17 protein-coding genes are annotated in these 21545 nt (G+C 57.9%); 5 read left to right on the top strand and 12 right to left on the bottom strand.

Annotated elements, in window-relative coordinates:
- Positions 1–48 precede the first annotated feature (48 nt).
- The 3 genes from HY010_02730 to HY010_02720 form a co-directional block, all read right to left on the bottom strand.
- Positions 49–3009: a protein kinase gene (locus HY010_02730; GenBank protein MBI3474621.1), complete on the bottom strand. Its 2961-nt coding sequence runs from the start codon at positions 3007–3009 to the stop codon at positions 49–51.
- A gap of 64 nt (positions 3010–3073) precedes the next feature.
- Positions 3074–4861 carry a mechanosensitive ion channel gene (locus HY010_02725; protein MBI3474620.1) on the bottom strand — a complete coding sequence of 596 codons (1788 nt, stop codon included), beginning with the start codon at positions 4859–4861 and terminating at the stop codon, positions 3074–3076.
- A 64-nt stretch (positions 4862–4925) separates the two neighbouring features.
- Positions 4926–6098, bottom strand: coding sequence for a PD40 domain-containing protein (locus HY010_02720; protein MBI3474619.1), 1173 nt, complete (start codon positions 6096–6098; stop codon positions 4926–4928).
- 139 nt (positions 6099–6237) lie between these two features.
- Here HY010_02720 and HY010_02715 point away from each other — a divergent pair, with 139 nt between their 5' ends.
- Entirely contained in the window at positions 6238–6696 is a 459-nt protein-coding gene (locus tag HY010_02715; GenBank protein ID MBI3474618.1) for a nuclear transport factor 2 family protein, read from the top strand.
- A 149-nt stretch (positions 6697–6845) separates the two neighbouring features.
- On the top strand, positions 6846–7031 hold the full coding sequence (locus tag HY010_02710) for a hypothetical protein (protein MBI3474617.1): 186 nt from the start codon (positions 6846–6848) through the stop codon (positions 7029–7031).
- A 318-nt stretch (positions 7032–7349) separates the two neighbouring features.
- Here HY010_02710 and HY010_02705 read toward each other — a convergent pair whose 3' ends face one another.
- The 9 genes from HY010_02705 to HY010_02665 form a co-directional block, all read right to left on the bottom strand.
- Positions 7350–8327: a serine hydrolase gene (locus tag HY010_02705; GenBank protein ID MBI3474616.1), complete on the bottom strand. Its 978-nt coding sequence runs from the start codon at positions 8325–8327 to the stop codon at positions 7350–7352.
- A 242-nt stretch (positions 8328–8569) separates the two neighbouring features.
- Positions 8570–9262, bottom strand: a complete 693-nt coding sequence (locus tag HY010_02700; GenBank protein MBI3474615.1) for a (d)CMP kinase — start codon at positions 9260–9262, stop codon at positions 8570–8572.
- Between the two features lie 78 nt (positions 9263–9340).
- Positions 9341–10222, bottom strand: coding sequence for a winged helix DNA-binding domain-containing protein (locus HY010_02695; GenBank protein MBI3474614.1), 882 nt, complete (start codon positions 10220–10222; stop codon positions 9341–9343).
- 229 nt (positions 10223–10451) lie between these two features.
- Positions 10452–12422: a DNA mismatch repair endonuclease MutL gene (gene mutL, locus HY010_02690; GenBank protein MBI3474613.1), complete on the bottom strand. Its 1971-nt coding sequence runs from the start codon at positions 12420–12422 to the stop codon at positions 10452–10454.
- Between the two features lie 163 nt (positions 12423–12585).
- A complete protein-coding gene (gene aspS, locus HY010_02685; GenBank protein ID MBI3474612.1) occupies positions 12586–14373 on the bottom strand; it encodes an aspartate--tRNA ligase in 1788 nt (595 codons plus the stop codon).
- A 175-nt stretch (positions 14374–14548) separates the two neighbouring features.
- Complete coding sequence (locus HY010_02680; protein ID MBI3474611.1) at positions 14549–15073, bottom strand: DUF1579 family protein; 525 nt, start codon at positions 15071–15073, stop codon at positions 14549–14551.
- A gap of 70 nt (positions 15074–15143) precedes the next feature.
- Positions 15144–15614, bottom strand: coding sequence for a nuclear transport factor 2 family protein (locus HY010_02675; GenBank protein ID MBI3474610.1), 471 nt, complete (start codon positions 15612–15614; stop codon positions 15144–15146).
- A 111-nt stretch (positions 15615–15725) separates the two neighbouring features.
- Entirely contained in the window at positions 15726–17006 is a 1281-nt protein-coding gene (locus HY010_02670; protein MBI3474609.1) for a histidine--tRNA ligase, read from the bottom strand.
- 271 nt (positions 17007–17277) lie between these two features.
- Complete coding sequence (locus HY010_02665; protein MBI3474608.1) at positions 17278–17793, bottom strand: gamma carbonic anhydrase family protein; 516 nt, start codon at positions 17791–17793, stop codon at positions 17278–17280.
- 224 nt (positions 17794–18017) lie between these two features.
- Between HY010_02665 and HY010_02660 the strand changes: the two genes are divergently transcribed.
- The 3 genes from HY010_02660 (at position 18018) to HY010_02650 (ending at position 21488) form a co-directional block, all read left to right on the top strand.
- A complete protein-coding gene (locus HY010_02660) occupies positions 18018–19778 on the top strand; it encodes a DUF885 domain-containing protein (protein ID MBI3474607.1) in 1761 nt (586 codons plus the stop codon).
- A gap of 191 nt (positions 19779–19969) precedes the next feature.
- Positions 19970–21070, top strand: a complete 1101-nt coding sequence (locus tag HY010_02655; protein MBI3474606.1) for a winged helix-turn-helix domain-containing protein — start codon at positions 19970–19972, stop codon at positions 21068–21070.
- Positions 20964–21488: a PD40 domain-containing protein gene (locus HY010_02650; GenBank protein ID MBI3474605.1), complete on the top strand. Its 525-nt coding sequence runs from the start codon at positions 20964–20966 to the stop codon at positions 21486–21488. Before HY010_02655 ends, HY010_02650 begins: the two co-directional genes overlap by 107 nt.
- The last annotated feature ends 57 nt before the right edge of the window (positions 21489–21545 follow it).

The raw sequence follows: 21545 nt of genomic DNA, 5'->3' as shown, positions 1-21545 counted from the left end.
AGAGACGCGGCTTGCTCGTGTCTTGGGAGCGGTTTAAATGCTGCAGCGTTACTTCAGCTTCGCGTACTCCATCGTCGCTGCTTTGAGGATTGGAATATCCGGATCGCCGTCTTTCCAGGACGTAAAGAAATCCTGGTAAGCCGTCCGGGCTTTTGCGGAATCGCCGGACAGCGCATAGGCACGCGCCAGCCCCAGTTTCGACAGGCTTAAATAGGGTGTGGGCGCAAGCATGTTGTGGTGGTCCAGAATCTTTTGGAACTCGGCAACCGCTTGCGGGCCTTGTTTCATTTGCAGGTAAGCCAGGCCGCGCAGATAGGCAGGAATGCCACCCTCAACGAAGCCGAACTGATAAGCTTCCGAGGGAGCCAGAAACTCCACCGCTTTCGCGGCGCCCCCGCGCTGCACTTCAATCCTTGCGCGAATCTGCGGGATGTCTGCCTTCTGCGCAAAAGTATCTGCTGGATATTTCTGGGCAACATCGGCAGCGATGCCTTCCGCTTTCGACCTGTCCCCGCAAGTCGCAAACACCATCGCTGCCAGCACCGAGGCATCCCGTGTCTGGTTCGCATGGGCAATAGCGGCATCTTGCTTGGCGCGTTCGCAGTTTCCAAAATCAGCCTCGATCACGGCCAGCCACGCCAAGTCAGACGCGGCAACCTCGACCAGGCCCTGATCTTTCTCCAGTCGGAACGCGTGCTCCAAAATCTCTCGCGACTCTCGCAATTTCCCTGTGTCCAAGTTGTCCATCGCCTGCAATCGTAGAACACGAAATTCCCCGGACTTGCCTTTACTCCACGCCAGTTCGCGCGCCGCGACGTCCGCCTTGCCTTCTACGAGAGAGAGAAAATAAGCAGCAAAATGATTCGCCTCGCTCTCCGGAAACAGCTTCAGCCCCTGGTTCGTGGTCTGCCATGCCTCATCGAACCGGCCGCTGCCCCAGTACGCGTAGGCCAGATTGAGATACCCAGTGGCGGAATTCGGATCCACTCGTAAGCTCTCCCGGCCCGATTCCGCGGCCTTCTCATAATCCCCCATCTGCTCATAACCGACCGTCAGGTTGTGGTTGGGGGTCGGGTCGTTGGGATAGGTACGACCATAGAGTTGCAGGGTCTCCATCTCTTTTTCCAACTCGCCCGTGACCGTCTGGTAATAGTGTTCTGTGATGTAATACTTCTCCCGCTCGCTGACCCGGTCGCGAAGTTCGTACGCCTTGCGAGTATTTTCGATCGCCGGCTCCCGTTCCCCGGCGTTCGAGTAGATCGTTCCCATGCGCGCGTAGACCCATGCGAAGTTCGGATCCAGTTCCACCGCATGCTTGTAGAACGGCAAAGACTCCCGCTCCCGGCCTTGTTCAAATTCCACGCTGCCCAAGGTGAACGCCTTCAACGCTTCCAGGGAAGAAGTCGTAACCTGATCGATCGGCACATCAAACTGTTTCACCGACGCCAGCGACTCGCCCAACTTGCCCCGCAGACTTGAAGCCGCGCTTCCCAAAGCCGTCAGCACCTGTTCTTTGCTGGATGCCTGCGCTTGTTCCTGCGCCAGCGAATCTCCCGTCTGGCAGTTGATGGCATTAAGCGTGAGCACATATTGCGTTCCCAAGCTGGCGACCGATCCCGATAGCATCGCTTTGCTGCCTGCGCGCATACAGAGATCGCGCGCCAGATCAGAAGTAAGCCGCTCGCTCGGAGACCGTCCCATGAACCCCAGTATCTCCTGTACCTTCGACGGAGGGATCACACGCAGGAATGGTGACTGTTCGAGATCCACTGCCAACGCCTGTTTCAAGGTGCCATCGAATACGGGATCGCCGGTCGTGTTAGCGAAGTCCGCTAATACAATCGTGTCTTTCTCCGTCAACTTCGCTGCCCGGGCGGGGCGGAAGTACAACGCCGCCGCGACCATCGCAACCACGACTGCGATTGCTGCGGGGATGACGATGCGCCAATGTCCTTTGCGGGTCGAGGCGGTCGCACCGACGGGAAACGGCGCACCGGGCGCTGGCGGCCACGATGCATGGGGGACCGGGCCAGAGGATATCTGTGCGGATTGAGGTCCGCTCGCTGGAGGGACAGCGGGAGGCGCCTCTTGCGCAACCGCGACTTTCCCGGAACTCGCCGCTACCGCTCGTCCCGACTCCGTGTCTCGCTTCAATCGTTGCAGGTCGGCGCGCAAGTCCGCCGCATGCTGATAGCGCAGGTTGCGGTCCTTCTCCAGGGACTTGTTGATGATGTCTTCGAGCTGCGGCGGCATATCCGGATTCAATCGAACTGGCGAGGTCGGTGTGCCGTCGAGAATCGCCTTGAAAATCAGTGCCGAAGTGTCTCCTCGAAACGGCAGCGTGCCGGTCGCCATTTCATAGAGCACCGCGCCGAACGAGAACAGGTCGGTACGGCCGTCGAGGTCCTTGCCCTTGGCCTGTTCCGGCGACATATAGGCAACCGTGCCCATGGTCGATCCCGGACTCGTCAGGTGTTGATCGTTCGCCGCCGTCATTTGCGCGGTGGCGGCCAACGTGTCCGCGCTTCGAGCGGCGGAAGGCGCGAGCTTTGCCAATCCGAAGTCAAGAATTTTCGCGTGTGCGCGGCGCGTGACAAAGATATTGGCGGGCTTGATATCCCGGTGGACAATTCCACCCGCATGCGCTGCGTCGAGCGCATCCGCGATCTCGATGGCGAGCGCCAGCAATGCTTCCATCTCCATCGGCTGATTGCCGATCAGATGCTTAAGGGTTGCACCGTCCAGAAATTCCATGACGATGAACGCCTTGCCGTCCTCTTCGCCGATGTCGTAAATCGTGCAGATATTGGGATGATTCAGAGCAGACGCTGCTTGCGCCTCGCGTTGAAAACGTCCCAGCGCCTGGGGATCGCGCGCCACGTCGTCGGGCAGGAACTTCAATGCCACGAAGCGGTGCAGGCGCGTATCTTCCGCCTTGTACACCACGCCCATGCCGCCGCCACCCAGCTTTTCAACGATGCGGTAGTGAGAGATCGTCTGGCCGATCATGGATGGAAAGTGGAGGTCTGACCTTTTAAGACGATTGAGTCTACCAAATGAAATGCCCAATCACCTATGGTTTCGCCCCGCTTTGCATTAGCCCGACGATTTTTTCGTACATCCGGGAGCGCATCGCGTAGCGTTCGTGCGCGCTGGTGATGTAGCGGATTTGCATCTCCACCCCGGCCCCGGTCGGCCTGAGATGGATCGCCGGAATCACAGATAGCGATTGCAATCGATTCTTGGTCGACGCTTTCCATTCCTGTTCGGCCAGAGTAGACCCAGCATGCGTCTCTTCTTGCACGAGTTTCTGGATCGACTCCACCAGCGCGTAAGGACTTGTTCCCGACGGGATAAGCACCTGCAACTCATCCCACAGCCACTGCCCAGCTGTCGAAAAGTTAAAAAAGTGCCCCTCGATCGCGAAGCTGTTGACGAAGGCGACTTTTCGCCCCGTAGGATGGCCCGTGTCCGTCCAGTTGCCAGTCTCCATCAGCACCGTGCGTAGCAGTCCGATCTCGATCACTTCGCCGACTACGCCGTTGATTTCGACCCAGTCTCCCACGCGAATTCCGTTGCGGCCCATCAGGACAAACCAGCCTACGAAGCCGACAATGAAATCCTTCAAAGCGACCGTCAATCCGGCACCGGCAAGGCCGAGAACGGTCGGCATCTGACTCGGCGTGCCGATAATCACGAATACGACCAGCAGGACCACCAGCGCCTGCAAAGCGAACCGCAGCACGGCACGGAGGGAGAACATGTGTTTCCGCTCGGCCTGCGCCCCGGTCAGGAACGCATCCACAATACGGCTCCCCACATATCCGAGAACGACGATCAGCAAGATCCAGAGAACCGATCGCAGCATTGCGTGGACCGCAGAACGCTGCTGCGACGCGACCATGTCGGCCCAGTTGCCATAGACATCGCCCAGTTCCTGCTGATCCTGGATTCGTTTATCGAAATCAGAAAGCTGTTTTTGATCGTTGGAGAAGTGTTTGAGAGACTTCACTGCATCGGCAGTCTCTTGTTTGGAACCTCCGCCCTCTTCGACGTTCTTGCGTAAGCCGGACGCCTGCTGGCGGGCAACCTGTTTCCGCGATTCTTCTTCCTGGGCATGCTGTTCCAACACATTGTGCTGGCTGAGCAGGCGCTGTCCCAGCGCCTTCGCGTCGCGTCGCGCTGATTCCAGCTTGCTGCGCTTGTTCTCCAGCCACCACCATGCCCTCACCTGGCCGGCCAGATTGCCGGCCTCCAGTTCGATGGCCGCAGGCTGCGACACAATCGGAGCGCTCGATTCCTGGTTGCGTCCCGCTTCGTGCTCGGCGCGCAGGCGCTGCATCATTCCTTCTGGATTGCCGCCGGCGCGGATCAAATCCTGACGCGCGTCTTCCAGTTCATCTTCGTCCAGAGCCTGCTGTGCTTCGAGCAGGTCCATCTGCTCCTGCAGGCTTTCTTTTTCGTCCGGCTTAGCGGAAGCAACCTTGGCCTTCAGTTGATTGATTCGCGCTTGCTCGTCGGCGAGTGTCGCCTGCGCAAGTTGAATGCGGAGAAGAAGGTCTTCGTTCTTGGGATCGACCTTTTCCTCATGTTCGGAAGCTTCACGAAGCGCATCGGCAAAAGCCAGATCGACTTCATGGTCGGCAATGCGGGCCGCTTCCTGTGCCAGCCGTTGCTCCTCCGTCGTCAATGCCAGAGGCGTCAGTTGCCGCGCCGTTCGCAGCGGTGTCTGATCTACCAGTGGACTCTGCCCGCCGGTTGCTGCCGGATGCGAAGAGTCGCGTGTTGCCACGTACGCAGACCCGGCCGCAATGACCAGCAGCAGCAGGACGCTCACAACGATCCAATGAGGAAATTTCATAAGTGCTGATGCCAGGTTTTACCCGTTGCAATCCGAACTCTTGCTTCCGCGTTCACTACTGTCCTTACTCCCAATCTGCAATGAACACGTTGCTCTCGCGCGGAGCCTTCCCATTCCGATGCGAGATCCACACCAGCTGTTTGCCATCGGGACTGAACATGGGAAAGCCGTCGAACCCTTCGCTGTACGTGATTCGTTCCAGGCCGCTGCCGTCGAAATTGATGGCATAGAGTTCGAAGTTCCCCATGCCTCCTGTTGCACCCAGATTCGTAGAGAAAATGATCTTCTTCCCGCCTGCAAAAAATGAGGGCCCAAAACTGGCGGCATTCACATTCGTCAATTGCCGCTTGCCGCTGCCGTCCGCTTTCATGATCCAGAGTTCAAGCGTGGTGGGACGAATCTGGTTCTGCTTCAGCAGCTCTTTGTATTCCGCCGTCTCTTGATCAGTCTTGGGATGGTAAGCTCGATAAACGATCCATTTTCGATCGGGAGAAAAGAACGGCCCACCGTCGTATCCCAACTCGTGAGTGAGTTGCTTTACGTGCCCGCCGTCTGCGTTCATCGTGTAGATGTCGAGATCGCCATTGCGCATCGATGTGAAGACGATCTTCTTGCCATCTTCAGAAATCGTCGCTTCCGCGTCGTATCCCGGTGTCTTGGTCAGTTGTAGAGGCGCACAGGGATCGACCTTGCCCGTCTTCTTCTTCTTCTTACTGCAGCCATCGAGGTGCGCCGGCGTTAGCACATCATCCACAGTAAAGATGTCAAAGCCCGGATACACCGCCCACACGTATCCCTTGGAATAGTCAGGCCGGGGCGGGCAGGCAGCGTCGGCAAGGTGAGTGGAGGCATAGAGAATCTTGTCCTGATGCGGAAAAATATAGCTGCACGTGGTGCGTCCCTTGCCGGTCGAGACCATGCGTTGATCCGAACCGTCCACGTTCATGGTGAAGATCTGGTCGCATTCCAGCTGGTCGCGCGTGGACTGGAAGATCAGCTTCTTGCCGTCGGCGGAGAAATACGCTTCAGCATTCTGTCCACCAAAAGTAAGCTGCCGGACATTGTGCAGGTGCTTCTCTTCGGGCGTGCGCAACTCCCCCGCCGGAGCTTGTCCCAGCGCCACATCGGCCAGGAATAGAGTGAGAAGCAGCAGAGTGCCCAACCATGCTTGCGGGTAGTGCAGCGGTTTACGGCGGCGATCAGCGGGCGATTGGAGGTGCAACTCTAGTCGCCGCATGGAAGTGATTCCAAAATTGTTCATTCTGGAGCAAGAGTTTAACAGGCGCGGAGCACGGGCGAATACCCGGTCGTGCGTGATAACGTGTTGGCTCGAATTTCGTCAAAACCGCTGCCGCCGTTGCAGCCAGGAAAACTTCATGAAGAAGATCGCCCCGTTGTGTTTCGTTCTGCTCAGCCTTCTTGCCACCACAACTTTCGCGGAGAGTATGCCCTCCAAAGGCACCGCTCTTCTATTCAAGCTTGAAGCCGAATTTGCGCAAGCTGTTGCTGAACACGGCCACGCTGCCTTCGTTTCCTACTTTGCCGAAGATGGTGTCGAGCTCGACAACGGTGGCGGTATTACCTCCCGCGACGAGATCGCGAAGCAACCCGCTTGGCCCGAAGGGACCTCCCTCACATGGACTCCGGTCCGAGGAGATATGGCTGCCTCCGGCGATCTCGGCTACACCTTCGGGAACTATGTCTTCAAATCGAAAGACAAAGACGGCAAAATCGTCGCCAGCTACGGCAAGTACATGTCAGTCTGGAAAAAACAGAAGGGTGGCGCTTGGAAGGTCGTTGTTGATATGGGAAACTCAAGTCCCGAGCCCAAGTAGCGACGTTTTTCGGCAATTTGCGCGTGCGTCGGGTCGTGACAACTCCGTCTGGCCACAATCAATAGCCATGCTTGGGAGTGACGGTGCTCACACCCAAGGGTGGCCGTCCTCACTGTTCATGCTGGCATTGTGGTGTCTTCTAGTCCGGTATGGATGCAATGGAGTTGAAACAGATTGCCGACGAACTGTGCCATTTGCTGCAGGACCAGGTAGAGATTCTCGGCAAACAAAAAATCGAGGACTTTACCGACCAGGAACTGGCTGCCTACGAGGACCGCAAGGCTCGCATTCTGACCTTGCGGGTAGCGCTCGGAAAATTTGTGACGGCAGCGTAGTCGGCCGCTGGAGTTTTTCTAGGACGAGGCGTTTTCTGAATCCAGAGGCTTTCTTTTCGTTTGGCCTGACCCTGCCGCTTTTTCGCACTGCGTGAGCAGTTCGTTCATTTCATCAATGATGCTTGCCAGTTTCTTCGGGTCTTTCTCTCTCCGCGCTCGATCCTGGAGAATGCGCCAGCCCGGTGGTTCTTCCATGGTCACTGGAGTGCCTCGCTCCGAGTCTACACGAACCGATTCGGGCAGACCGGCCACAAATGCATCGTTCGTCAGGCGGGCGTTCCTGATCGATACACATCCTGAATCGACGGTGCGCCCCACTCATTTCTCGACTGCAGCAATGACGTAGTCCGTGAGGATCTTATCCGTCTGTTCGTGCATTCCCCTCGTGTTGTAATTCGTACTGGTGATCGCCACCACCATGTCGAGCGCTGGAATCACCACAATCTTGTTGCCACCATTCCCCGCCATGTAGAACGCCGGATAGCGCTTCTCTCCAGACTTCAACGTCTTAAGCCACCAGAGATACCCATATTCGGTGGTGTCGTCGATGCGCGCATGCGGCTGCGTTGATCTCTTTACCCAGGATTCGCTTACGATGCGCGTGCCGTGCCAACTGCCGCCGTCGAGATAGAGTTGCGCGACTTTCAGCATGTCGCCACTGCTAAGGCGCAATCCGCCGCCTGTCTGCGGGATGTTCATTGGTGAATACACCCACTGCGCATTCGTGATTCCGAGCGGCCCGAACAACTTCTGCTGGGCGTAGTGGTCCGTGCGAGTGCCCGTCACTTTCCCCAGCACTTCGCTTAGCGTGAATACGCCGCCGGTGCAATAACTGAAGTTGCGGCCGTAGGGTGGAGGATCCTCGTGTTCGCCAACCCGCATCCGTCCGCGGATCGGCAGGTCGAGGATGAATTGCGCCCAATCCTCCACCAGATACATCCGCTCTTCGTTGCCACGCGAGGCATCGTTCCAGTCGTCGCACTCGAGTGCTGAACTCATGGTCAGGAAGTCTTCTACCGTGATTGCAGCTTTGCGCGGATCGGGATTCTGCGCTTTGCGTGCGCGGTCTGGGAGGAGCGAGAAGATTTTCGCGTCCGTGCCGCTCAACTTGCCTTCGCCGATCGCGATCCCAATCAGCGCATTCGTAATGCTCTTCGTCGCCGAGCGCGTATCACGGAGAGAATTCGCATCGCCATCGAAGTAGGTCTCATATGTTAGTTTGCCGTGCCGGGCGATCAAGACGCTGCCGATTTTCTTGAATTCTCCCGCCCGAACCGCAACCTCGAGCGCCGCCAGTTTACTTGCGGAGAGACTACTGTCCGCAAGCGAAGCTCTCGGCCAGTCCCCGTTCGCAGGTTGAGTTTGAGCAGTTGAAACGGAGATCAACAGGAGCAATAGAGAGGAGCGCAACAGGATCACATGGATACCTCGCAGATTAGACGCTACCCACGCCCGAGTGTAATCGGGTCACCAAAAGTAGTCGTGCGGCGATTTGTAAAGGGCAGCCTGGGACGCAAAGCGGCGCAAGAATACCCGTGTTATTTGCCGCCCGCTGCGCCCTTCTCATGTACCAGGGCTTCGATCTTTGCGAGCACTTCATCTTCGCTCATATGCGTGGAATCGATCCGGACCGCATCGTACGCGGCGACCAGAGGTGATACCGCCCGCGTCCGGTCCCGCAGGTCGCGTTCCCGGAGTTCCGCCGCGATGGTTTCCGCGGAGGGTCCCTTAGCATGTTGTTGATCGAGCCGTCGCTTTTCGCGAATGACCGGATCGGCATCCAGAAAGATCTTTACATCGGCGTCCGGGAAAACCTTGGTGCCGATATCGCGGCCTTCCATCACCACGCCGCCACTGAGCCCCATCTCGCGCTGCCGCTCCACCATCCAGTGCCTTACCGCCGGATGAACGGATACCCGCGAGGCGCCTTCCGTGACATCCCGCTCCCGGATGCGCGCCGAAACATCGCGTCCGTCGAGGAGCACGTGATTTCCGCCAATGCTCGGATCGAGTGCGATCCGCGACTCATGCGCCAGCTTTATCAGCGCCCCTTCATCATCAAAAGAAATGTCGGCTTTGATTGCCTTGAGGGCGAGCGCGCGGTACATCGCCCCGCTCTCCAGGTTGACGTAGCCAAGTTTGCGAGCCAGGCGGGAAGCAATGGTGCTCTTGCCGGCTCCGGCCGGGCCGTCGACAGCAATGATCAGTTTGCGCGGAGTAGTCTCGGTCATCGGGCGAAAGCGATTCTACACGGGGCGGGGATGGGAAGACTACAGCGCCGCACAAACCCAATATGAACCGAAGGGTAACTAGCTTCCAACCTGCTGCGGTCGCACCCGCGGCACGTAGGGTTGTTTGGCCGGAGTAACCTGCAACAACGATCGCTTGCCTACGTGGATAAAGGTCAGCTCGCGTGCCGAGAGCAACGCGTTGATCGACTCTTTTACGCGCGACCGAGGGACAAAATTGGAGAAGAAGTCCTCCACTTCGCCCTGATCTGCGGCAACCAAGCACCCGAGATACTTAGAAATCACCGCCGAGAGCGCTTCCGCAACCGAAAGGGATACGCCTTCCTGCACCACGTCCGGCGCCCAGCGCGAGAGTTCGTCCCACACCGATCCTTCTTCTGCCGTGTAGTCGACCCGCGTGATGCGCAGCTTCGCCCAGAGCTCTCCTAAAGCGCGGTCGAGTCCCGATACTGATAATGATCCACCCAACATTTCGCCCAGCTTGGCTTTGGAGATCGGCCCGCGCCGCCGGATCAGTTCGAACGCGTCGCAAGCCAGCGGCGAATATCCTCCACTCGATGTGCCTCTTGGAGGTTGCTTGGGATTCCGCTCACCGACCAGGGCATAGAAATAAGGAAAGACCGAAGCCGCCACCAGGAACGCATTGTTCTCATCGAACAGAGGTGCCTCATAGGCCGCTTTGTCGCGCAGCGCCCGCACCATCAATTCGGTCGCTTCTCGGGCGCGGGAATCCTCAAACACGTGCTGCCAAGTCGGAAGGTGATCGTCTGCACCAACCCAGGCTCCAACGAAAGTCGGTACCGGCACCGCGGGACGCAGCGGAACCATCAAACAGAATCCAACCGCCTCAAGGAACGAACGCGCATCGTCGAGAGTCCGAATCGGATGCCCATCGAGATGCCACTTTTCCGCTCGTGCCTGCAGGAGTTCCGCGTCAGTCATCACCTTGATTAGAACATAGGAAGCAAGCTCTTAGCTGCTAGCTCTTAGCCATTGGCGTTGACCCCAATCATGAAGACCGTAGCGTGCCTTTCGGCGTCCCTCATAATTCTGTCATCCCGAGCGAAGCGAGGGATCTGCATCTTGCCAGCGGACTGCAGATCCCTCGCTTCGCTCGGGATGACAGTTTTAGAGAGACTTCAGAGGAGTCAAGAGACTCGAAGGCCTGCCGCTAGATCCTCTTGAACGCCTTCTGAATATCCACCATCGAATAGCGCAACACCACCGGCCGCCCGTGGGGGCAGGTCATCGGATGCTGCGTTTTGGCGAGTTCGGCGAGCAGCCATTCCATCTTGTTCTGTTCCAGCGGCATGTTGACCTTAATGGCCGCATGACATGCGATCGACGCCGCAATTCGCGTGCGAACCGCTTCCAGGTTGATGGCCTGATCCTCGCGCAGGAGTTGGTCGAAGATCTCGTTCAGCATGTGCTCGATCTGGGAAGCATCGACGCCCGCGGGAGCTACCTTGACGGCGACGCTGCGAGTGCCGAAGGGTTCCGCTTCGAATCCGTTGTGCGCGAGTTCGTCGGCGATCTCGCCGAAGATGGCTTGCTGCGCCGGCGTCAATTCAATGAGCAAAGGCAGCAGCATCCTCTGACTCTCTACTCGTTGCGCCGCTCGTTGCTGCAGGACTTTCTCAAACAGGACGCGTTCATGGGCGACATGCTGATCGATGATCCACAATCCGTCCTCATTGACCGCAAGAATGAACGAATTGCGAATCTGGCCAAGCGGCTTCAGCGTTCGCAGGGATTCGAGCGTCGGCGGAGTGTGGGCCTCCTGCTCGATCGGGGGAGCGCATCCGTGATCAGGCACGTTGCCGAAGACAGTCACGTCGGGAGCGCGGCCCAGTGCTACGGCCGCATTCGCCTCGACCGCAATGCCTCCTTCAAATTCCAGGCGAGCCGTAGTCGGTGGAGGTTCTTGCGCCTGCAGGGCGAATCCAGTTCCGCCGGGCTGCGCAAGGTCACGCCACGGAGCAGCCTGTCCACCATCGCCGCCGCGCGAACCGGGTGTCAGCGCGGCCCCGGCTGTCGGTTGCGCATGAATCTCCGATAAAAATTGCGGCACCGGACGCGCCTTCATCAGCGCCTCCCTCGCCGAGTCGCGCACGAAATCGTGCATGACACTCTGCTGCCGGAAGCGAACCTCAATCTTCGAAGGATGAACGTTGACGTCGACCTCGGCAGTCGGCATTTCCAGAAACAGCAGCACCACCGGGAAAACCGTCGGCGGAAGAATATTGCGATACGCTTCGATGATCGCGTGCTGGATCAACCGGTCGCGGATCAGTCGCCCATTGACGAAAATGAAAATCGAATTGCGATTGAGTTTCTGAATTTCCGGCTTCGACACGAACCCGTGCAGATGGACTTCTCCTGGGTCAGCCTTCTCCGCCTCAACTTCCGGATCACGCCGCCACGGCGGAGGCTGTGGCAATCCCACATGCGCCAGCGGTTGTACCGCTGCCAGCGGAATGAGCTGATCCAGCACTTCCTGCCCAAACACCTGGTACACGCGCTCGCGATATCCAGCAACCGGCGGAGCCACGAGCAGCGCGTTCGTTGCCGAATGCAATTCGAAATGTTTTTCCGGATGTGCCAGCGCGTAGTGCGTGACGAGCGACGCGATGTGCGACAACTCCGTCGATTCCGCCTTGAGGAATTTCTTGCGCGCGGGCGTATTGAAGAAGAGATCGCGCACCGTGATGGAAGTCCCCAGCGGCAGCCCGGCTTCTTCGACCCGGATCAACTTCCCGCCATTAATCTCAATCACCGTGCCCGCGGGTTCTTCCGCGGCGCGAGTCTCCAGATGTAATCGTGCGACCGACGCAATCGAAGGCAGCGCCTCCCCGCGAAATCCGAGCGTGGCCACTGTCAGCAAGTCTTCCGACTCTTTGATTTTCGAAGTCGCGTGCCGCTCGAACGCCAGCATCGCATCGTCGCGCACCATCCCGCATCCGTTGTCGATGATCTGGATCACCTTTTTGCCGCCTGCTTCAACGTTGATGCGGATGCGCGTCGATCCAGCGTCCAAAGCGTTTTCCAACAACTCCTTCACCACCGACGCCGGACGCTCCACGACCTCGCCAGCCGCAATCTGGTTCGCAACGCGTTCGGAAAGGACGTGGATTTTTCCCATGAGATCCGTCGGATAGTGATGAGTGGCCCGCGAGTAGTTTGACAGAGAGTGGCGCGTAGTGGCTAGAGGATCAAGGCGAGTGCTCGCCCAGAAGGCTCTAGAGGCCTCTGGAAGCCGCGGGAAGGGCCCGGCTTCTGTCGGGCAGTTCAGTGGTTGTGCCGCTCTACTTCTTCACTTGTATCCCTAACTCCCGCAGCTGCCCCAGCGCCACCGGCGTCGGCGCCTCCACCATCAAGTCCTTGGCAGCGGCAGTCTTCGGGAAGGGAATCACTTCGCGCAAGCTGTCCGCCCCGGCGAGGATCATCACAATCCTGTCCAGCCCCAAAGCGATCCCGCCGTGCGGAGGAGTTCCGTACTCCAGTGCTTCGAGGAAGAATCCGAAACGCGAGCGCGCCTCTTCTTCCGTCATGCCGAGAGCGCTGAAGATTCGGCTCTGCACGTCCTGGCGGTGAATACGGATCGATCCCGATCCCAACTCGGTGCCGTTCAGCACGACGTCATAGGCCAGCGCACGCACCATCGCCGGATCGGATTCGAGCTTGTCCATGTCTTCATCGTGCGGCGACGTAAACGGATGATGCGCTGCCATCCATCGTTTGTCGCCTTCGTCGTACTCGAACATGGGGAAGTTCGTGACCCACAGGAAGCGGTAGTCCTTCGCGGGGTCGCCAGTCTTCTTGAAGATGCCGTGACGATCGGCATATTTTTGCGCCAGTGCTACACGCAGGATTCCCGCGGAAGCGTAGATCGCCAGTTCCGCGGGCGTAACTTTGCGTTTCCCGGCAGGATGGCCGTCGGCTCCGGATTGCGCCGATCCCACTACCAATACGAGCAGGTCGTTGGCTGCAGCACCAGCCTTCTCGCGGACTTTCGCACCTGCCTCCGGAAACTTCGTCTCGATCCGCTTGAAGTCTTCGAACACGCGTGCGCCGCCTTTGGACACGAACATCGGCTTGATGTCGTCGCGTTCTTTTCTCGATAACTCGCCTACGTTCGGCGTTCGAATTGCGATCACCGGCAGCTCTGGATTGATCGCCAGTTGTTCCAGGTCGGCGGCGCTGAAGCAATCTTTCACGTCGGTGAAGGCAGGCAGGCGGAGGTCAGGCTTGTCGATGCCGTATTGACGGATAGCATCGTCGTAATCCATGCGCGCGAAAGGCGTCTTGATGTCATGCCCCGCGGCCTTGAACGCCGAAGTCAGAAAGCCTTCGACCACTCCCCACACACTTTCCGGTTGCGGATACGACATCTCCAGATCGATCTGTGTGAACTCTGGCTGGCGGTCGGCGCGCAAGTCTTCGTCGCGGAAGCAGCGCACGATCTGAAAATACCGGTCGAAGCCCGAGATCATCAGGATCTGCTTGAATAGTTGCGGAGACTGCGGGAGCGCATAGAACATCCCCGGCTGCACGCGGCTGGGAACGAGGTAATCGCGCGCGCCTTCCGGCGTAGAGCGCGTCATGAACGGCGTTTCAATTTCAAAGAATCCTTGCGACGAAAGATAGTCACGGATCGCGAGCGCCACCTTATGACGCAGTTCGATATTGAACTGCATGGCGTCGCGGCGCAGATCGATGTAGCGATACTTCAGCCGCATCTCTTCGTTGGCCAGTACCGTATCGCTGGGCAGGAAGGGCAATGGCTTCGAGACGTTCAACACGCGCAGTTCTTCCGCCACCAGTTCGACTTCTCCGGTGGGAATGTTCTTGTTGATGGTGTCGGCGTCGCGCTTCTTGACCGTGCCCAGTACGGCGATGACGTACTCGTTACGCAGACCCTCGGCTTTATCGTGGACGGCGGCATTCAGTTCGTGATTGAACACGACCTGGGTAATTCCGGAGCGGTCGCGCAAGTCGACAAAGATGATCTGCCCGAGATCGCGGCGCCGGTTCATCCATCCCATGAGGACTACTTTTTTACCTGTGTCGGCGAGGCGCAGAGCCCCGCACATATGAGTTCGCCTTAGATCGCCTAGAAAATCGAGCACAATTTTGCCTTGTCTGCAGGAATGCGGCGGTGAGCCGAATCAATAATTATAGAAGATCAGCACCCAGTACCAGGTATCCAGAGTTGGAATTCGAGCCTACTCATTGATACTGATTACCAGGTGCCGGGTACCGAAAACGTTATTTCTTTACACTTTTCCCGTCCATCACGAGATTCCATTTTTCGCCGTCTGACATTTCGAACTTGTAGGTATAGGACGTCGGAGACAGAACCTTCACGGTATAGCGCCCTTTCACGGTCTGCGAGCCCATCTTCATGTCGTTCATCCACGTCCAGGTGTCATTTTCGAATTTGCCCTTGGCATGGGTGACTTCGCCGGTGCTGCTGAACTCGTCGTAGGTGTAGACCTTTTCGTCCGAATCGTAGCCCATCAAGGCGATCTCGGTGCTTGTGCCCATCGATCCCGCATCGACGGTCGAGTGCGTGATGATAAAGAAGCCACCATCCATCCAGACGGTGTCCTCGGTGATGGTCACCTTGCCGCCTCGTCCCATCAGGCCCGGCTTCATGTGGCCTTCCGTGGTCCAGTTACCGAGGAAGTAGCTGAGTTTCTGATGGTCCGCGTCGGGCTTCGCAGCTTCCTGCTGGGCAAATGCCGCAGACACCAGCATGGCCGCAGCCATTGCCAGCAACAAATGCTTCATAACGTACCTCTTCCTGAGGATTGGTCTATGGAGACAAACCAGCGATCCCATTAGGCAGCTTCAATCGAAGCTAGTCGTAATCGGTGGCACTCCAGAGGTTGGCAGTCAATTGCTGAAATTTCAGCTTCCACTTGCCGCCGTCCTTAGCCCACGTGTCGCTCATGTGGCGGTAGCGAGGATGCGCGCCAGGAATAATCAGGTTGTAGGTGACAACTGCGGCGTCGTCGGCCAGTCGCACGACTTGCATCTCGTAAACACGGACGTCCGGCGATGTCCCGTAGTGGGCGATACCAGCGAGTTCCTCTTTATCGTAGAAATCGCCATTGGTGCCGATGCCCCGGAAATCGTCTGCGATCGACTGATTCACGTAGACGATATTCTTGTCCGTGAACGCTTGCGTGAACTGGTGCTGGTTGTTGATGAGTTCCTGCTCGAACGGAGTGAGTTCCTTCGAGGACGCCATCGGTTTGGTCGGAGCAATTTGAGCAAAGGCCAGAGTTGCACTGATCAGCACGGCGGACAACAAAGAGAACATACGCATGATTGCCTCCGCAAAGATTCTACTCCGTGAATGTGCGTTCTTCGCCGCTAGAACATCAGAGTCGTAACCACAGAGGTCACGGAGGACACGGAGAAAATCGACAACGTGGTGCTAGCGGTTCTCCAGGATCTTCTTCGCCAGGTCCGCGCGGGGAACGGTAACCTGCTCGCCGGACGCGAGATGCTTCAAGTTGAAGGCATCTGCCTTCACTTCGTTTTCGCCGACGATCAGAATGTAGCGTGCTCCCATCTTGTCAGCGGCTTCGAAAGATTTTTTCAGGCGAAACGAATCGTCTCCTAGATCGACGACTAGATCGTGCCGGCGCAGCTCTCGCGCCAGTCGCGCCGCTTCGCGGTTCATCCCTGCGCCAAGTGGAGCAATGTAGACGTCCGGCTTACGCAGTACCGATTCTGCCGACTCCGCCAGCGACATGACGAGGCGGTCTTCGCCAATGGCAAATCCGATGCCCGGCGCTGCTGGACCACCAAGGGCCTCCGATAATCCGTCGTAGCGGCCGCCACCCAGGATGGCATTCTGCGCTCCGAGCGCGCCATGCGTGAACTCAAATGCAGTGCGCGTGTAGTAATCCAGCCCCCGGACGAGGCGGTCGTTGAGAGTGAATGGAACGCCGACGGATTTGAGAATCGCTTGTACTTCGTCGAAGTGCTTGCGGCAGCCTTCGTCGAGAAACTGCGAGATGCGCGGAAGGGTTTCGATGATGGGCTGGTCTTCCGGGACTTTGCAGTCGAACACGCGCAGCGGATTGGTGACGGCGCGGCGCTGGCAATCCGCGCACATCCTGGCAGCGACCGGTTCCAGCGCGATGCGCAGGGCTTCGTTGAACTTCGCGCGGTCCGAGGGACATCCCACGGAATTCAGTTCGAGCGTCCATCCTGTAATGCCGAGACGGTCGAGCAACGTGGCGAGCAGTTCAAGGATTTCCGCATCCCGAGCGGGTGACTCGCTGCCATTGACTGACGGCCCGATTACCTCGGCGCCGATCTGGTAGAACTGGCGATAGCGTCCCTTCTGTGGACGTTCCCGGCGAAACTGCGGTCCGATGTAGAAGAGCTTGTTGATCCCGCGATCCCAGAGTTTGTGCTCAATGTAGGCGCGGACGACGCCGGCAGTGTTTTCGGGACGCAGCGTAAGGGACTGTCCGCGATCGCTCTCAGCGCGTCCACGATCTTCCCATGTGAACATTTCTTTCGCGACGATGTCTGTTTCTTCGCCGACGCCGCGAGCAAATAAGTCGGTGTTCTCGAATATGGGCGTGCGGATTTCGTGGAAGTTGTAGGCGCGGAAAACATCGCGGACGGCCGCCTCAACGAAATTCCATAACGCCGTATCCGGCGGGAGCAGATCGCGCGTTCCTCGGGGAGCTTTGATCATGTTGTTAACGGTCGGTCGTCGTTGGTCGCTCGTCGTTCGCTGTTCGTCGTTCGCGCCTTGATCGGACGATCCAGGCGTTACGTCGTGCTCATAGCCGCTAACGGGGAGAACGCCTTGCAACTTTTAACTATGAAGGAAGCCGTGTAGGGGTCCTTCGACTCCGCGGCCAGTGCGCGTTGCGCCTTGGCTGCACCGCTCAGGATGACAGTTTATAGGAATCTACTGTGTGGTGACGCCTGAACGCTGAGTAGCAACTGTTGATGGCTAGCTTCTACTTCCTCTCCAGCAGGTACGCTTTTTTATATCCAATATAGTTTTCGGCGTAGCGCAGGATCATGGCCTGATCATTCTCGTCGAGTTTGCGGCGGAATTTTCCGGGAGAGCCCATCCACAGCGAATTCGGTTCGACCACGGTCTTCTCAGGTAGCAGAGTGCCTGCAGCGATGATTGACCCCGATCCTACGACGACTCCATTCAGCAGGATCGATCCCATTCCGATCAGGCAACGGTCTTCAATTTTGCAGCCATGCAGCACGACATTGTGGCCAACGGTGACATAGTCGCCGACATACACGCCGTATTGCTGGGTCATCCCGTGCAGAACGGAGTTGTCCTGCACGTTGGAATAGTGTCCGAGACGGATTTCATGCACGTCGCCACGAAGCACGGCACCCATCCAGACGCTGGAGTGCTCGCCACAGATGACATCGCCGATCAGTTGCGCGGATTCATCGATGTACGCCGTCGAAGGAAACTCGGGGGTGATGCCTTTGAATGAGCGAATCATGGTGTGAATAGTCAAAATAACACGAAGGGAGCGGCGCTTGCAGAAGGCAGAAGGCAGATGGCAGGAGTACCGCCGTTCTCTTCTACACAGCTGTCATCCCGAGCGCAGCGAGGGATCTGCATTTTGCGACGGACTGCAGATCCCTCGCTGCGCTTGGGATGACAGTTCCAATGGGGGTTCTTAAAGAGGGAGAGGTTTCTCCTGCCGGTATAGAATGCAAAGCCATGTTTGCTCCCGTGAAATCCCGCGTTGCCTTGCTAATTTTCGTTCTGAGTTGCGTTTGTGCCTTGGCACCGGCGGCCGTTGCCCAAACTTCCTCCTCCGACCTGTCCAAATTCTTCACGCAGTATTTCGAGGACCGCCTGCGCGATGACCCGGAGTTCGCTACCAATGTCGGGCGTCACGAATACGACAACCGCTGGTCCGATCTCTCGAAGCAGGGACGCGATCAGCGGCGCGCTCACCTCCAGCAAGCGTTCGACCAGGTTCAGAAATTCGGCACGAAGGGGTTTTCTGATGAAGACGCGCTGAGCGTTCGCCTGCTGAGCTACGACCTGCGCGCGCAACTCGATTCCCTCGATCTGGAAACCTATCTGCTGCGCGTTGGGCAGTTGTATGGCTCGCACACGCGTGTCTACCTGGTTATCGACCGCATGCCTTCGTTCACCGTCAAGGATTGCGAGAACATCATTGCCCGGCTGCACGCGGTCCCGGCCTACGTGGACCAGAACATCGCGATCCTGAACGAGGCGATTGACCGTGGAATTACCCAACCCAAGATCGTCGCCGACCTGGTCACCGATCAACTCAAGGCACAGGTGGCGCAGGACGCATCGGCTACACCGCTGCTGGAATTTCTCAAGAAGATGCCCACGAATATCCCCGATGCTGAACGGGCGCGCCTGCGCAAGCAAGCCACCGACGCGTTTGAAAATGATTTTCGTCCGGCTTGGCGGAAGTACCTCGACTTCATGCAGACCACCTACGCGGCACACGTGCGGCCGCAGATCGGCGTTACCAGCCTCAAGGACGGCAAGGAGGACTACGCGATTCTGATCCGGCGCTTGACGACCACGAGCATGACGCCGGAGGAAATCCACAAGATCGGCGAAGCGGAAGTCAGCCGCATTGAAGGTGAGATGCTCGCGATCGCACGGCAGACGGGATTCAATGGCTCAGTCAGCGAACTAGAAGTGAAGCTGGCCGACGATCCTGCTCAGAAATTCCACTCCAAAGATGAAATGCTCGCCTACTGCCGGAACGCGGCCAAGATCATCGAGCCCGAGCTTCCCAACCAGTTCAAGCACATTCCGATGCTGCTCTATGGAATTCGCGCCATCCCTGAAGATCGCGAACAGGCAACTGCTTCGAACGCACAAGCGCCGGCGCCCGATGGCAGTTCTCCCGGATGGTTCAACCTGCGCGCCTATCAGCCTGAGAAACAGGTCCGCTATGACAAGGAAGCTTTGGTGCTGCACGAAGCGGTCCCCGGACACGTGTTCCAGAACTCGCTAGCCCGCTCGCAGCAAGGGCTACCCGAGTTTAGGAAGTTCTACGGCAACAGTGCCTACGGAGAAGGATGGGCACTCTACGCAGAGTCGCTGGGATCGCAGTTGGGCGTGTATCGCGATCCTTACAACCGTTTTGGACAACTGGCCAGCGAGCGTTTCCGTGCCGCGCGACTGGTAATCGACACCGGCATCCATTCCATGGGATGGACTCGCGAGCAGGCGCAGGATTATCTCCGCTCCCACGCGCCAACCCAGGCACAGTCTGAAGTGGACCGATACATCAGTTGGCCGGGGCAGGCCCTCTCCTACAAACTGGGGCAGCTCAAGATCATGGAACTACGGCACAAAGCCGAGCAGCAGCTCGGGCCGAAGTTCGATGTCCGTGACTTTCACGATGTGATTTTGCGCGACGGTTCTCTGCCACTGGAACTGCTGCAAGTGCAGGTGGAGAAGTACATGGCGCAGGGGAAGTAGTAGCAACTCCGGGCGCGAGCGGTCAGGTCACAATTCGGCCTGCTAACCCTGCAACCGGCCGTTCGTCCTACCATGGAACCTTTTGCCGGCTGGAGTCGTATCTAAAACCACGGTAGAGGAAGTGTGCCGACGTGCGCCCAGGCGGGAACATCGCCTTGGACGGTCCCGAGGGCACTCAGGATTGGGTTTCTATGAACAATGACGGATCCGCTCATCGCGTTCGATTCGGGGCCTACGAAGCCGATTTTCACACCCAGGAACTCTGGAATGGTGAAACGAAGCTGAAACTTGGCCGTCAACCCTTTCAGATACTGGAAATGCTGGTGGCCAGTCCCGGGCAGCTGGTGACCCGCGAGGACCTGCAACGCCGCCTTTGGCCGGAAGGCCACTTCGTGGATTCGACTCACGGGCTGAATGCCGCAATCAACAAGTTGCGGGATGTTCTCAACGATTCCGCGGACCTGCCACGCTACATTGAGACGCTGCCTCGTCGCGGATACCGGTTCATCGGCACAGTGGAATCTACGGTCCCTGCAGTTCTATCTAGCCCGCCGGTCGCGCTCGAACTTGTCGAGCACTTGGATTCCTCGGTCCAGCCTATAGCGACGAAACAGCTTGTCCCAGAGTGGGTTACGTCTGCGGTCGCCATTGGGAAGCCGCGCCGGTGGCCGATCATGGTCACGGCCTCATTGGCTTTGATCGTCGGCAGCGTGATTGGAATTGCGCTCACCGATATGTTCCGGCAGCCCGATCCGCAATGTTGCGACGCGGTGAAGGAACAGCCCCGGTCCGAGCAGCCGAAATTCACAACGCAAGAAGAGCTGCAGACAGAACAGGAGAAACTGGCGCAAGAACAGAAGGGACTTTTCTCGCCGAAGAAGAGTGCGGCACCCGAGGAGTCACTCTTTCAGCCTGAGCCCCACGCGCTTTTGCAAACAGCAGATTTCCGAACCATTGTGCCCGGCAATGCTGGTAATGCCGCACCCCAATTCTCGCCGGACGGAACACGAATTGCTTTCATGTCGAACCGGTCTGGCCCCTGGCAGATCTGGTTAAGCAATGCCGACGGATCGAATCCCATGCAGATCAGCCGAACCAACAGTGCAGGTACTCCGCGCTGGTCGCCCGATGGTCAAAGCATCGCTTTTGACGCGCCCGATGAAGGAACGACTCGCGTCTTCTATTGTGCCGATCAACCACCCGGAGAGCGCGCATCCGATCGCCGAAGGGCGCGTTCCCAGCTTCTCGCGCGACGGAAAATACGTCTACTACGCCTCCGATCGCACGGATGACTGGCAGGTGTGGAAGGTCTCGGTTGCCGGTGGTACGGAAACACAAGTGACCACCCAAGGCGGTTTTGCCGCGCTCGAGTCGGCGGATGGCAATCTGTATTACTCGAAATCCGCTGGTCAGTATCCGGAGATATGGAAGATTGCAGTGAAGGGAGGCGACGAGTCCGCGTTGTCACCGCTGGTCAGGCCGAGAACCTGGTCCAGTTGGACGGTAACCAAGGATGGCATTCTCCTGGTAGCGGATTTACCGGACGGCAAGACTCATTTGAGCCTCTACGATCCGATTCGTGCAACCATGCACGAACTGGTCTCTCTGCACAGCGCGCCGCATTGGATGGGTGCCACAGCCGACGGCAAGAAAGTCGTCATCAACGACGCCGCAGAACGGCAGATCACGATGCTGGACAATTTGCGCTAGGCGCACAACTCGCTTACCGCATCTCTGGATGGCCGTCGTGTGATTAAATTCATGCAG

It is taken from the genome of Acidobacteriota bacterium (assembly GCA_016196065.1).
Lineage (GTDB): Bacteria > Acidobacteriota > Terriglobia > Terriglobales > Acidobacteriaceae > Acidiflorens.
This window is presented reverse-complemented; position numbering and strand designations above follow the sequence as displayed.

Bases quoted from the DNA above. Each gene is read 5' to 3' on its own strand.
- HY010_02730 (MBI3474621.1), bottom strand. From the start codon at position 3,009: ATGATCGGCCAGACGATCTCTCACTACCGCATCGTTGAAAAGCTGGGT.
- HY010_02725 (MBI3474620.1), bottom strand. From the start codon at position 4,861: ATGAAATTTCCTCATTGGATCGTTGTGAGCGTCCTGCTGCTGCTGGTC.
- HY010_02720 (MBI3474619.1), bottom strand. From the start codon at position 6,098: ATGCGGCGACTAGAGTTGCACCTCCAATCGCCCGCTGATCGCCGCCGT.
- HY010_02715 (MBI3474618.1), top strand. From the start codon at position 6,238: ATGAAGAAGATCGCCCCGTTGTGTTTCGTTCTGCTCAGCCTTCTTGCC.
- HY010_02710 (MBI3474617.1), top strand. From the start codon at position 6,846: ATGGATGCAATGGAGTTGAAACAGATTGCCGACGAACTGTGCCATTTG.
- HY010_02700 (MBI3474615.1), bottom strand. From the start codon at position 9,262: ATGACCGAGACTACTCCGCGCAAACTGATCATTGCTGTCGACGGCCCG.
- HY010_02695 (MBI3474614.1), bottom strand. From the start codon at position 10,222: ATGACTGACGCGGAACTCCTGCAGGCACGAGCGGAAAAGTGGCATCTC.
- mutL (MBI3474613.1), bottom strand. From the start codon at position 12,422: ATGGGAAAAATCCACGTCCTTTCCGAACGCGTTGCGAACCAGATTGCG.
- aspS (MBI3474612.1), bottom strand. From the start codon at position 14,373: ATGTGCGGGGCTCTGCGCCTCGCCGACACAGGTAAAAAAGTAGTCCTC.
- HY010_02680 (MBI3474611.1), bottom strand. From the start codon at position 15,073: ATGAAGCATTTGTTGCTGGCAATGGCTGCGGCCATGCTGGTGTCTGCG.
- HY010_02675 (MBI3474610.1), bottom strand. From the start codon at position 15,614: ATGCGTATGTTCTCTTTGTTGTCCGCCGTGCTGATCAGTGCAACTCTG.
- HY010_02670 (MBI3474609.1), bottom strand. From the start codon at position 17,006: ATGATCAAAGCTCCCCGAGGAACGCGCGATCTGCTCCCGCCGGATACG.
- HY010_02665 (MBI3474608.1), bottom strand. From the start codon at position 17,793: ATGATTCGCTCATTCAAAGGCATCACCCCCGAGTTTCCTTCGACGGCG.
- HY010_02660 (MBI3474607.1), top strand. From the start codon at position 18,018: ATGTTTGCTCCCGTGAAATCCCGCGTTGCCTTGCTAATTTTCGTTCTG.
- HY010_02655 (MBI3474606.1), top strand. From the start codon at position 19,970: ATGAACAATGACGGATCCGCTCATCGCGTTCGATTCGGGGCCTACGAA.